The following is a 12928-nucleotide window of genomic DNA, read 5'->3' on the forward strand; positions in this document are numbered from 1 at the left end:
CGGCGGGGGGGGGCGCGGGGGGGGGCGGCGCGCGCGCGCGCGCGGCGCCGCCGCGGCGCGCGCCCGGCCCCGCCCCCCCCCCGTTCCCGCGCTGGTCGTCGAGTACGACAACGAGGCGGGCGCGTACGCCATCACGAGCCATCTGCTCGGGGCGGGCCACCGCAAGATCGCCCTGATCGGCTACCAGCCCGGCCACACCACGGGCGAGGACCGGGTCGCCGGCTACCTCCGTGCGCTGTCCGACCACGGGGTGCCGCGCGAGGAGGCGATCCTGCACGGGATCGGCTTCGGGCAGCACAACGGGTACGAGGCGATACGCGACCTTCTGGAGAAGGCGGACGGGCGGCCGGAGTTCACGGCGGTGTTCGCGGGCGACGACGGGGTGGCGGCGGCGACGGTGGTGGCCCTGCGGGAGCGGGGGCTTCGGGTGCCGGATGACATCTCGGTGGTCGGCTACAACGACGACCCCGTGGCGTCGGACATCACTCCCGGGCTCACCACGGTCCACATCCCCGCGGAGGAGATGGGGCGCACGGCCGTGCGACTGGCGTTGAGCGGATCGCCCCGGGCGGGCCAGGAGAGGCATCTCCTGGGGACGCATATTGTGATCCGGGAGAGTGTGCGGGGGGTTCGGCTGGGGTGAGCCACCCCCGCAGCCTCGCCTGCACGAACAGGCCCTTCCCACCCACCCGCCCGATCACCCCGCAGCCCCACCTGCACGAACAAGCCTCTCCCACCCACCCACCCGATCACCCTGCGGCTGCCCGCCCACCGTCCTCGTTGCGGGCGGGCGCTCCGCACGGCGCATCCCACCCGGCCGTCCTCGTTGCGGGCAAGCGCCCCACACGGCGGAACCCACCCGGCCGTCCTCGTTGTGGGCAGGCGTTCCGCACGGCGGAACGGGTGGGCACAACGCCACGCTGCCGGGTGCCGAGGAACTAAGCGGGGCGCACCGCCAGTACCGCCTCCGCCACGTCCGCCGGGCTGTCCCGCATCACCAGGTGGCCCGACGGCTCCGCGACGCGGAACGTCGCGCCGAGCGTCGCCGCCAGGCCTCGCTGCCGGTAGAGCCACCGCACCGGCCCCCGGGAGTACGCGGCCAGCACCGTCACCGGCACCCCCTCCGGGAGGGGGAACTCCCCCCGCAGTGCGGCCAGTTCGCGAGCGGCGTCGCCATACGTCGCGTACTCCAGAAGCGCCCCCTGCACCAAGAACCTCCGCACCCCCACCGGCCCCACCGCCCGGGACACCCCCACCCCCCGCAGCACGGCCCCGCCGACCCGCGCACCCCCCACCCGCACCACGCGAGGCACCCGCACATGTCCCAGCCGCTCCTCGATGCTGGAGTCGACAAGGACGAGCCCCGCCGTACGCGCCGGATACAGCCGCGCGAACGCCTCGCCGTGGAACCCGGCGAGCGAGTGCCCGACCACCGTGACCGGCCCCGAGAACTCCAGCGCGTCCAGAAGCCCGGCGATCCGCCCCGCCTCACCCGCCAGGGAAGGCGGCACGCGCGCGTGCCCGCTGAGCCCGAGCCCCGGCCGGTCGAAGCGGACGACGGTCCGCCACGGGGTCAGCAGTTCCGCCACCGCGTCCCAGTCGGCCGAGACCAGGCCGAGCCCCGCGCTCAGCACGCACACCGGCCCCCGCCCGGCCACCTCCACGTGATGCCGCACTCCCCCGATCCTGACGAACGACCTCACGAGAGCACGCGCCCGCGCCCGCCCCGCACCACCACCCGGGCGAGCAGCCCCAGCCACAGCGCGATCAGCAGCACCTGAAGCCGCTGACCGAGCCCCAGCGCCCACGTCCCGTGCCCCGCGCCGAACGCGGCGAGGGCGGCCAACGTCCAGGCGGTGGCCGCCAGTTCGAGAAGGACAAGGACGATGCCGAGCGGGCCCGCCAGGGACGGCGGGATCCCGTACCGGCGGGAGGCGATCGTCAGCAGGACCATCCCCGCCAGCGCCCCCGCCACGGCGACCCCGCTGCTGCCCACGTGCGCGGCATGCGTCCAGGGCACGAGCCCCGCCCCCTCCCTGGCCGCGCACGCCGCGTCGGCGGTCGGCGTACAGCTCAGCGGCAGCCGCGAGTCGACGGCGGTGGCGGCCCCGAAGAGCGCGAGCCCCGCCCACCCGAGGGCGGCGAGCCGCCCGCGCGGCAGCCGCAGCAGCCCACAGACCGCTCCGGCGAGGATCAGCACCCCGGCGACCAGGTCGGTCGTCCGCAGCAACGTCCCGTAGGGCTGGTCCTGGGCGGCGAGTTCACTCACGTACGAACTGACCGGCGAGAGCCCCGTGTCGAGGGGGATTTCGAGCAGCCACGCGCTGTAGGCGAGCGCGCCGAGTGCCAGCGGGAGCGCGACGGGAGCGGTGCTCCTGGGCCCTTCGGTGCCGGGCTCCACCGTCCGGGTCCGCAGCGGCTTGCCCGTAATCATCATGGGCCCATGATCAATGGAGTCCCGGGGGCCCGCATGTCGCGTCATACCCGCCGGGGGTAGGGTTCCGCCCATGGCGACGACGAGGAGACCGGCGAAGGGCGGACAGCTCCTGCTGCTCGCCGCGCTCCTCCTCGGCATCGTGACGATGCATACGCTGGGTCACCCGACGGGGCACGGGAGCGGGGCCGAACAGGGATCCGTCCAGGCATCTGCCCAGCATGAGACGCGGGGAACAACCGCCGCTCACGACATGGGCACGGAGCCGGTTGCCCGCACCGCCGATGACACCGTCACCGCCTCCTCCCCCGCCGGGCTCCACGGGATGGATCCGCTGTCCGTGTGCCTCGCGGTGCTCGGCGCGTTCACCCTCGTCCTGCTCCTGAAGGCCGGCCTGCTGAGGCCCGGCGGCTCCGCCGTCCCCTCGCGCGCGCTCGCCCGGCTGCTCGACGGCCTGCGGCCCAATCCGCCGCCGCCCCGCCTGCTCCTCGCCCGTCTTTCGGTGCTGCGCATTTAGGCCGGCGCACCGGCTGCTTCGCGCTGCCCGCGACCGGGGGATGCCCGATGGGAACCTCCGGGCGCCGAGCGGTGTATCAGAAGCAGCAGATGCGCCCATCTGCACGCACCACCAAGACGAGGTGTCACTCAGCCATGCGCACTCAACCCCCGCGCACCCAAGCCCTGCGCGCCCCTTCGCGCCGTGCCCTGCTCGGCGCCGCGACCGCCGTCGCCGGTTCGGGAATCCTGGCGGCCTGTTCCGGTTCCGGTTCCGGCGCGGGCCACGGCGGGCACGGCAGCGGTGAGGGCGGCGGCTCCGCGCCCGAGGGTTATGTCGACCCGTCCGGCAAGGAAGTCGCCGCCGCGGAGAAGAAGCGAGCCGGCGGCGCGGTCCGCGAGGTGAAGCTGATGGCCATGAAGGCCAAGCTCGACCTCGGCGGCCGCTCGGTCAGGACCTGGGCGTACGGCGACCGGCTGCCCGGCAAGGAAGTCCGCGTCACCGCGGGCGACACGCTCGCCCTCACGCTCGCCAACCACCTCCCGGAGCCCACGTCCCTGCACTGGCACGGCCTGGCCCTGCGCAATGACATGGACGGCGTCCCCGGCCTCACCCAGCAGGCGATCAAGCCCGGCGCGGACTTCACCTACCGCTTCGCGGTGCCGCACCCGGGGACGTACTGGTTCCATCCCCACTCGGGCACCCAGCAGGACCGCGGTCTGTACGCCCCACTGATCGTGGAGGACCCCAAGGAGCCCTTGAAGTACGACAAGGAGTGGGTCGTCGTCCTCGACGACTGGGTCGACGGCGTCGACGGCTCGACGCCGGACGCCGTCCTCGCGGAGCTCAGCAAGGGCATGGGCGGCCATGACATGGGCGGGGACGGCGAAGAAGGGGAGGAAGGGGGTGGCACAGGCGGCATGGACCACGGCGGCCACGACATGTCGAACATGTCCAGCACGTCCAACATGTCGATGCGCACGGACAAATCCCCCAACCCATCCGGCCCCTCCGGCCCCTCCCGCATGATGATGGGCGCCAAGAGCGACCTGCTCGGCGGCGACGCGGGCGACGTGGCCTACCCGCACTACCTGATCAACGGCCGTACGCCGGACGCGCCTTCGTCGTTCAAGGCCCGCCCCGGCGACCGCATCCGCCTGCGCATCATCAACGCGGGCGGCGACACGGCCTTCCGGGTGGCGCTCGGCGGCCACGAGATGACGGTGACGCACACGGACGGCTTCCCCGTGGAGCACGCGAAGACGGACGCGCTGCTGCTCGGCATGGGCGAGCGCTATGACGTGCTCGTCACCGCGGGGGACGGCGTGTTCCCGCTGACCGCGGCGGCCGAGGGCAAGAAGGCGGCGGCGCTCGCGGTCCTGCGCACAGGCGGCGGCTCGGCGCCCTCCGCCTCGGTCCGCCCCAAGGAGCTCAAGGGCCGCCTCCTGACGGCGGACAAGCTGCGGGCGGCGGAGTCGGTCGCGCTCCCGGCCCGCAAGCCGGACCGCACGATCAGGATCCGGCTGACGGGCGGAATGGCCAAGTACGACTGGGCGTTCGACAAGAAGCCCTACGACCCCGACGAGCGCCACCCGGTCCGGGCGGGCGAGCGCGTCCGGCTCGTCTTCGCCAACTCCACGTCGATGTGGCACCCGGTGCATCTGCACGGCCACACCTTCGCCCTGGCGAACGTGGCGGGCGGCCCCCGCAAGGACACCGCGGTGATCCTGCCGAACGGCACGCTGACGGTGGACTTCGAGGCCGACAACCCGGGCCTGTGGATGATCCACTGCCACAACGTGTACCACTCGGAGGCCGGGATGATGACGGTCCTCGGCTACCGCCGCTGACGCCTCGGCGGGCCCAGCACTCCTCAGGAGATGCCGGGCCCGCCCGGGCCGCCGACGTGGGGCTCCCCACACCCGGCCCAGGGGGCATCGCGTCGCTCTGACGATTACACTGGGCCCCGTGCCTCAACTACGCCTCGCCCTGAATCAGATCGACTCGACGGTCGGCGATCTCGCCGGGAACGCCGAGGCGATCGTCCATTGGACCCGGCACTCCGCCGAGCAGGGGGCGCACCTCGTCGCGTTCCCCGAGATGGCGCTGACCGGCTACCCCGTCGAGGACCTCGCGCTGCGGCCGTCCTTCGTACAGGCCTCGCGGGACGCGCTGCGCGCGCTCGCCGCGCGTCTTGCCGACGAAGGCTTCGGAGAGCTGCCGGTCGTCGTCGGCTATCTCGACCGCACCGAGGAGGCCAAGCCGAAGTACGGCCAGCCGGCGGGCGCCCCGCGCAACGCCGCCGCCGTGCTGCACCGCGGCGAGGCCGTGCTCACCTTCTCCAAGCACCACCTCCCCAACTACGGGGTCTTCGACGAGTTCCGCTACTTCGTGCCGGGCGAGACCCTGCCGATCGTGCGGGTGCGGGGCGTCGACGTGGCGCTGGCGATCTGTGAGGACCTCTGGCAGGACGGCGGCCGCGTGCCCGCGACGCGCACCGCGGGGGCGGGCCTGCTGCTCTCCGTCAACGCCTCGCCGTACGAGCGCAACAAGGACGACCAGCGTCTTGAACTCGTCCGCAAGCGCGCCCAGGAGGCGGGCTGCACCACCGCGTACCTCGCCATGATCGGCGGCCAGGACGAGCTCGTCTTCGACGGCGACTCGATCGTCGTGGACCGGGACGGCGAAGTCATCGCGCGGGCGCCGCAGTTCGCCGAGGGCTGCGTCGTCCTCGACCTGGACCTGCCGGCGGCCGGTGCGGTGCCGTCGGGCGTCGTGGACGACGGCCTGCGCATCGAGCACGTCACGGTGTCGCAGGAGCCTCTCCCCGCGTACGAGCCCGAGCTCACCGGCGGGTACGCGGAGCGGCTCGACGACGACGAGGAGGTGTACTCGGCGCTGGTCGTGGGCCTGCGGGCGTATGCCGCGAAGAACGGCTTCAGCACCGTCCTGATCGGGCTCTCCGGCGGCATCGACTCCGCGCTCGTCGCCGCGATCGCCTGTGACGCGCTCGGCGCGCAGAACGTGTACGGCGTGGCCATGCCGTCCCGCTACTCCTCGGACCACTCCATCGGCGACGCGGAGGAGCTGGCCCGGCGTACGGGGCTGAACTTCCGGACCGTGCCGATCGCGCCGATGTTCGACGCGTACATGGGGTCCCTCGGCCTGACCGGGCTCGCCGAGGAGAACCTGCAGTCGCGCCTTCGCGGCACGATGCTGATGGCGATCTCCAACCAGGAGGGCCACATCGTCCTGGCGCCCGGCAACAAGTCCGAGCTGGCGGTGGGCTATTCGACGCTGTACGGCGACTCGGTCGGGGCGTACGGGCCGATCAAGGACGTGTACAAGACCCTGATCTTCCGGCTCGCCGAGTGGCGCAACCGCGCGGCGGTCGAGCGGGGCCAGACCCCGCCGATCCCGGAGAACTCCATCACCAAGCCGCCGAGCGCCGAACTGCGTCCGGACCAGGTGGACACGGACTCGCTCCCGGACTACCCGGTCCTGGACGCGATCCTGGAGATGTACGTCGACCGGGACCAGGGCGCGGACGCGATCGTCGCCGCCGGGCACGAGCGGGAACTGGTGGTGAAGACCCTGCGGATGGTCGACACCGCGGAGTACAAGCGCCGCCAGTACCCGCCGGGCACGAAGATCTCCGCCAAGGGCTTCGGCAAGGACCGCCGCCTCCCGATTACGAATCGCTGGCGGGAATCGGTCTGACCCTGGGGTGGGTGGGGCCGGGCCCGGCGCTCCCCCGCCCGCCCGCTTCCCCGCATCGAGCCGGACCGTGGAAGGCACTGCCGGGTAAACGGGCGAGCGGGCGGGGAGGATCCGCCGCGGAGCGGCAGGCCGCGAACCGCCCACCCACCTGTCACCCGGCAACACCAGGTCCGTACTACCGGCGGGACTTCTCCAAGCGAAGCTGCCCTGCGGCCACCAACCGCTCACTGCCCGCCGCAGGCGCCGGCACCCGCAGATCCACCAGATACGCCACCCCGGCCACCCCGAGGCCGAGCACGGCCAGCGCCGCGCCCGTCACCGCCGGAGACGTCACGCCGAAGCCCGCCGCCAAGGCGAGGCCGCCGATCCAGGCGCCGCCGGCATTGGCGAGGTTGAACGCCGCCTGGTTGGCGGAGGAGGCCAGGGACGGGGCGGCCGACGCCTTCTCCATGACCATCAGCTGCAGCGGCGAACCCGTGGTGAACGCCGCCATGCCGAGCAGCATCACGGCCAGCGCGGCGCTCCACGCGGCGCCCATCAGCAGCGGGAACAGCGCGAGGACGACCACCAGCGACGCCAGGCCGCCGAACAGCGTCCCCCGCAGCGAGTGGTCCGCCAGGCGCCCGCCCAGCAGGTTGCCCGCGGTGGCGCCGACACCGAACAGCGCGAGCAGCAACGTAACGCTGGATTCGGCGTAGCCCGCCGCGTCCGTGAGCATGGGCGTCACATAGCTGTACGCCGAGAACAGTGCCCCGAAGCCCGCGACGGTCGTGCCCAGCGCCAGCCACACCGGAACGCTGCCGAGCGCCCGGAGCTCTCCGCGCAGCCCGCCGCGCTCACCGTGGCCGTGGTCGGCGGGGACGAGCAGGGCGAGCGCCGCTATCGCCGCGAGGCCGATCGCGCTGACCGCGAGGAACGTCGCGCGCCAGCCGAGCTGTTGCCCCATCGCGGTGGCCACCGGCACGCCCACGATGTTGGCGACGGTCAGGCCGAGGAACATCAGGGAGACCGAGCGGGCCTTGCGCTCGGGGGCGACGAGCCCGGTCGCGACGACCGCGCCGACGCCGAAGAACGCGCCGTGCGGAAGTCCGCTGAGGAAGCGGGCCGCCATCAGCCAGTGGTAGTCGGGGGCGGCGGCCGAGAGCGCGTTTCCGGCCACGAAGAGGACCATGAGGCCGATCAGGACACGGCGGCGCGGCATCCGCGCGGTGACGGCGGCGAGCAGCGGGGCGCCGATGACGACACCGAGTGCGTACGCCGAGACCAGGTGACCGGCGGTGGGGATGGAGATGTCCAGGTCGTCCGCGACATTGGGCAGCAGGCCCATCATCACGAACTCGGTCGTACCGATGCCGAAGGCGCCCACGGCTAGGGCGAGCAGGGCCAGGGGCATGAAGAACCTTCCGGGGGTACAGGGGGGAGAGTGGCGTTCCGTAAGTTTACGTACGGAACAAAGTCTCTCGGGCCCAGTATTCCGTGAGGTTAAAAGCGGATGTTCCCGAGGCTAAAGCTCGACCCGCGCCGCGATCGGCAGATGATCGCTGCCCGTCTCCGGCAGCGTCCACGACGACACCGGCTCGACGCCCTTGACCATGATCTGGTCGATCCGCGCCATCGGGAACGACGCGGGCCAGCTGAACCCGAAGCCGTCGCCCGCCGCGCCCTGCGTGGAGCGCATCTGGGAGGTGACCGCGTTCAGGGCGCGGTCGTTCATCGTGCCGTTCAGGTCGCCGAGCAGCACGACCTTGGAGACCTGCTCGTCGGCGATCGCCTCGCCGAGCGCGTCCGCGCTGGCGTCCCGCTGGTTGGCGGTGAAGCCCGCGTCCAACTTGACCCGCACCGACGGCAGATGGGCGACGTACACGGCGACCTCGCCCTTGGGGCTGTTGACCGTGGTCCGCATCGCACGGGTCCAGCCGAGCTTGATGTCGACGGGCAAGGTGTCGGTCAGCGGGTACTTGCTCCACAGGCCGACCGTGCCCTGCACCGAGTGGTACTTGTACGTGCCGGCCAGGGCCTTCTCGTACGTCGGGACGGCGTCCGCCGTGAGTTCTTCGAGGGCCACGACGTCGGCGCCGGACGCGGCGACGTCACGGGCGGTGCCCGCCGGGTCCGCGTTCTCCGCGTTCACGTTGTGGGTGGCGACGGTGAGGTCGCCGCCGGTGCCGGAGGACTTGGTGGTGATCAGACCGCCGAAGGAGCTCACCCAGATCACCGCGGGCAGCAGCACGGCGATCAGCGCGGTCGCGGACTTGCGGACGATGCCGACGACGAACAGCACGGGGATCAGCACGCCGAGCCAGGGCAGGAACGTCTCGATGAGGCTGCCGAGGTTGCCGATGCCGTTCGGGATCTGTGCGTGGAAGAGCATCACCAGGGCGAGCAGCACCGCGACCGCCGCGGTGACGAGCCCGCGCCGCCAGATGCCCCGGTCGCCACGCCATCCGTCGGCCAGGCGCCGGAGCCGGGACCCCTGGCGGCCGGGCCCCGAGCCGCCGCCGCCCGTCTCCGTCACATACGCCTGCGCCATACGCTCGTCGCCTCAACTCTGCCGTGCAACCGTCTTCGCCCCTGAAACCCTAGGCGATGATCGGGTGTCCTCCCCGCCGTCCGTGACGGCCGTACGGGACGAGGACGAGCGGCGCGGCACGGCAGGTTCCACATCCCCCCGCACAACGGGCCGCTGTGACGAAACGCGCACATTCACCCCGAGGGCCGCAGCCCGTCGAGAACGGTGTCCACCATCCGCTCGGCGAGGTCCTCGTCGAGCGGCGCGTCGGAGCGCAGGACGGTGCGCACGAGCATGGGTCCGACGAACAGATCGTTGGCCAGCTCGACGTCGATGTCGGCGCGCAGTTCGCCGTTCTCGACGCCGCGCCGCAGCACGCCGAGCATGACGCGGCGCTGCGGCGCGACGACGGTGGCGTGGTAGGCGTCCCACAGCTTCGGCAGGCTCTTCATCTGCGCGAACACGTTGTGCAGCAGCGCGGAGGTGCGCATGTTCACGCCGCGCCTGCGCAGGTGGTCGAGGAGGATGATGAGATCGCCGCGCATCGATTCCCCGGCCAGCTCGGGAGGCGGGTCGTCCACCGAGCGCAGGATGTCGACGAAGAGCTCCTCCTTGCCGCTCCAGCGCCGGTAGATGGTGGCCTTGCCGACGCCGGCGGTGCGCGCGATCCGCTCGATGGAGAGCTCGGCGAGCGGCACGCCCTCCTCGATCAGCTTCAGTACGCCCTCGATGATGGCCCGCTCCACGGCCTCGCTGCGGGGACGCCCCCGGACACCTCTGGCTGTGTGGACCACATCTGCTCCGTCTCTCGTATCCGCCGTATCCGGCGTACCGCCAGGCCGATTGTCCCTTCCCGGCCCGGCGCCCCGGTCAACGCCCCGCGCCCACCGGCTCCGCCTCCTTGTGCTCCGCCTCCGGCTCCCGCGGTGCGCGGCCCGGCAGGAACAGGGCGGTGATCACGACGCCGAGCAGGGCGACGCCCGCGCCGCAGAGCGCGGTGATGTGCATGGCGTGCAGGAAGGAGTCGTGGGCCGCGGACACCAGCGGTTCGCCGCGCGGGCCGAGCTTGGCCGCGACGCCGAGCGTGGCCTCGATGGACTCGCCCGCGGTGTGCCGCACGCCGGCGGGCAGCAGGGTGAGCTTGTCCTCGACGCCGCTGCGGTAGGCGGCCGAGAGGACCGAGCCCAGGACGGCGATGCCCAGGGCGCCGCCCACCTGGCGGAAGGTGTTGCTGAGCGCGGAGGCGGAGCCCGCCTTCTCGCGGGGCAGCGCCTGCATGATGACGACGCTCGCGGGCGTCATGATGTGCGCCATGCCGGTGCCCATCAGGAAGAAGATGACCTCCAGGATCCAGATCGGCGTATCGGCCTCCAGGACCGTGAAGGCGGCGAGCATCGCGGCGATGGTGAGCAGCCCGGCCGTGCAGGTGACGCGGACGCCGAAGCGGTCGACGACAAGGCGGGCGCGCGGCGCGAAGATGAGCTGGGCCGCGGCGAGCGGCAGCATCAACAGGCCGGTCTGCAGCGGCGAGTAGCCGCGCACGCTCTGGGTGTAGAAGACGGAGAAGAAGGTCACGCCCATCAGCGCGAAGAAGACGAGCGCGAGGGCGCTGATGGCCGCGGAGAAGACCCGGTTCTTGAAGTACGAGATGTCGATCGACGGGTGGTCGCTGCGCTTCTCGTGCAGGACGAAGACGACGAGTACGGCGAGGCCCGCGGCGACCGTCGCGAGGACCGCGGGGTCGGTGAAGTCGGCGAGCTGGCCGCCCTTGATGATGCCGTAGACGAGCAGCACGAGGCCGACGATGGACAGGCCCACGCCGACCAGGTCGATACGGCCCGGCTTCGGGTCGCGGGAGTCGGGCACGAGCCAGATCATCAGCCCGATCGCGAGGATCACGATCGGCACGTTGACCAGGAAGACCGAGCCCCACCAGAAGTGGTCGAGGAGCACGCCGCCGGTGATGGGGCCGATCGCGATGGCGAGGCCGACGCCGCCCGCCCAGATGCCGATGGCCTTGGGCTGCTCGTCGCGCTCGAAGACGTTCATCAGGACGGCGAGCGTGGCGGGCATCACGAAGGCGGCGCCGAGGCCCATCACCGCGCGGAACAGGATGAGTTGGACGGGCGAGCCGGACTCGGCGGCGAGCGCCGAGCCGATGCCGAAGACGGCGAGGCCCGCGATGAGGACCTTCTTGCGGCCGATGCGGTCGCCGAGCAGTCCGGCGGTGAAGAGCAGTCCCGCGAAGACCAGGGTGTAGGAGTTGATGGCCCATTCCAGGTCGCCCTGGGTGGCGCCGAGGCCGGTGGGGGCCGGGGTCGAGATCGTCTTGATGGCGACGTTCAGGATCGAGTTGTCGAGCACCACGATCAGCAGGCTCAGCATCAGGACACCGAGGATCGCCCAGCGGCGCCGGTGCACGGCTTCCGGTATGCGAGGGGTGGCGACGGCAGGAGAAGTCATGTCCCTCACCCTAGAACCATTTCGATACGAGACCGTCTCGTATTGGAAAGAATTTACCCGCGGCCCGGTGCGCGCCGCCCGGATGGGCCGGATCACGCGGGGGTGCACTAGCCGTCGGGCGGCACACGGTGCCACCATGGAGGTGATCCGGGGACGCCGTGAGGGCGCCTCGAGATGAGAGAAGGAGCCGTTGCGATGACGCAACTTTCGGCTGCCCAGAAGCCGGCAGAGGGTGCCGCCCAGAAGTCCGACAGCAGCAAGGCGCTGTACGGGGGCAAGAGCACCCGCCGCATCACCGTCCGGGACATCACCGCCGCCAAGGAGCGCGGCGAGAAGTGGCCCATGCTCACCGCGTACGACGCGATGACCGCGTCCGTCTTCGACGAAGCCGGCATTCCCGTGATGCTGGTCGGCGACTCGGCGGGCAACTGCCACCTCGGCTACGAGACGACCGTGCCCGTCACCCTCGACGAGATGACCATGCTGTCCGCGGCCGTCGTACGGGGCACATCACGTGCCCTGATCGTCGGCGACCTGCCCTTCGGGTCCTACCAGGAAGGCGCGGTCCAGGCCCTCCGTTCGGCGACCCGCCTGGTCAAGGAGGCCGGGGTCGGCGCGGTGAAGCTGGAGGGCGGCGAGCGCTCGCTCCCCCAGACCGAACTGCTCGTCTCCTCGGGCATCCCCGTCATGTCCCACCTCGGCCTCACCCCGCAGTCCGTGAACACCATGGGCTACCGCGTGCAGGGCCGCGGCGACGAGGCGGCGCACCGGCTGCTCAGCGACGCGAAGGCCGCGCAGGACGCGGGCGCGTTCGCGGTCGTCCTGGAACTGGTCCCGGAGGAACTGGCCGCCGAGGTCACCCGCTCCCTGCACATCCCGACCGTCGGGATCGGGGCCGGCGCCGGGTGCGATGCGCAGGTCCTCGTCTGGACGGACATGCTGGGCCTCACCGGCGGCAAGATGCCGCGCTTCGTGAAGCAGTACGCGGATCTGCGGGGCGTCATGAGCGGCGCGGCGCGGGCGTTCGCGGAGGACGTGGTGGGCGGTACGTTCCCCTCCGGGGAGCATGCGGTCCACTAGCGCGGCCGGGGCCTTCGCGGCCCCCTGAAAACCACCGCGGCACCACCGGCAGCCCGTCGATCATCCCCCGTCGACGGGCTGCCCTTCTTTCCGCCGCTTCGCGGCGATGCCTCCCTCCCACCCACCCGATTGCCCGGCGGCGATCAGGGTGGGAGGGAGACTGCCGGGTATTCGGGTGGGTGGGCGGGAAAGGTGGGGTTGGGGAAGGGAAAGACCTACCGCGCCA

11 protein-coding genes are annotated in these 12928 nt (G+C 72.0%); 5 read left to right on the forward strand and 6 right to left on the reverse strand.

Annotated elements, in window-relative coordinates; all coding sequences use genetic code 11:
- Positions 1–643, forward strand: a 643-nt coding sequence (locus ACFWY6_RS37225; protein WP_384700105.1) for a LacI family DNA-binding transcriptional regulator, incomplete at its 5' end; no start/stop codon positions are given.
- A gap of 295 nt (positions 644–938) precedes the next feature.
- Here the strand turns inward: ACFWY6_RS37225 and ACFWY6_RS37230 are convergent.
- Entirely contained in the window at positions 939–1685 is a 747-nt protein-coding gene (locus ACFWY6_RS37230) for an alpha/beta fold hydrolase (RefSeq protein WP_384700124.1), read from the reverse strand.
- A gap of 14 nt (positions 1686–1699) precedes the next feature.
- Entirely contained in the window at positions 1700–2437 is a 738-nt protein-coding gene (locus ACFWY6_RS37235; protein WP_384700107.1) for a DUF998 domain-containing protein, read from the reverse strand.
- 70 nt (positions 2438–2507) lie between these two features.
- On the opposite strand from ACFWY6_RS37235, the gene ACFWY6_RS37240 reads away from it, so the two are divergent.
- The 3 genes from ACFWY6_RS37240 (at position 2508) to ACFWY6_RS37250 (ending at position 6650) form a co-directional block, all read left to right on the forward strand.
- Complete coding sequence (locus ACFWY6_RS37240) at positions 2508–2951, forward strand: DUF6153 family protein (protein ID WP_384700108.1); 444 nt, start codon at positions 2508–2510, stop codon at positions 2949–2951.
- A gap of 134 nt (positions 2952–3085) precedes the next feature.
- A complete protein-coding gene (locus tag ACFWY6_RS37245; protein WP_384700110.1) occupies positions 3086–4780 on the forward strand; it encodes a multicopper oxidase family protein in 1695 nt (564 codons plus the stop codon).
- A 118-nt stretch (positions 4781–4898) separates the two neighbouring features.
- Positions 4899–6650: an NAD+ synthase gene (locus ACFWY6_RS37250; RefSeq protein WP_384700112.1), complete on the forward strand. Its 1752-nt coding sequence runs from the start codon at positions 4899–4901 to the stop codon at positions 6648–6650.
- Between the two features lie 175 nt (positions 6651–6825).
- On the opposite strand, the gene ACFWY6_RS37255 is transcribed toward ACFWY6_RS37250, so the two are convergent.
- From ACFWY6_RS37255 to ACFWY6_RS37270, 4 genes are all read right to left on the reverse strand, one after another.
- Positions 6826–8043 (reverse strand): MFS transporter, encoded by a 1218-nt coding sequence (locus tag ACFWY6_RS37255; RefSeq protein ID WP_384700114.1) that lies wholly within the window; start codon positions 8041–8043, stop codon positions 6826–6828.
- A 111-nt stretch (positions 8044–8154) separates the two neighbouring features.
- The gene (locus ACFWY6_RS37260) at positions 8155–9180 is read right to left on the reverse strand and encodes an endonuclease/exonuclease/phosphatase family protein (protein WP_384700116.1); all 1026 of its coding nucleotides are present in this window, start codon (positions 9178–9180) and stop codon (positions 8155–8157) included.
- Positions 9181–9353: 173 nt separating this feature from the next.
- Positions 9354–9953 (reverse strand): TetR/AcrR family transcriptional regulator, encoded by a 600-nt coding sequence (locus tag ACFWY6_RS37265; RefSeq protein WP_384700118.1) that lies wholly within the window; start codon positions 9951–9953, stop codon positions 9354–9356.
- Positions 9954–10029: 76 nt separating this feature from the next.
- On the reverse strand, positions 10030–11622 hold the full coding sequence (locus ACFWY6_RS37270) for an MFS transporter (protein WP_384700120.1): 1593 nt from the start codon (positions 11620–11622) through the stop codon (positions 10030–10032).
- Between the two features lie 195 nt (positions 11623–11817).
- Between ACFWY6_RS37270 and panB the strand changes: the two genes are divergently transcribed.
- The gene (panB, locus tag ACFWY6_RS37275) at positions 11818–12702 is read left to right on the forward strand and encodes a 3-methyl-2-oxobutanoate hydroxymethyltransferase (RefSeq protein WP_384700122.1); all 885 of its coding nucleotides are present in this window, start codon (positions 11818–11820) and stop codon (positions 12700–12702) included.
- Positions 12703–12928: the final 226 nt, after the last annotated feature.

Origin of the sequence: Streptomyces sp. NPDC059037 (assembly GCF_042740015.1) — a bacterium.
Taxonomy (GTDB): domain Bacteria; phylum Actinomycetota; class Actinomycetes; order Streptomycetales; family Streptomycetaceae; genus Streptomyces.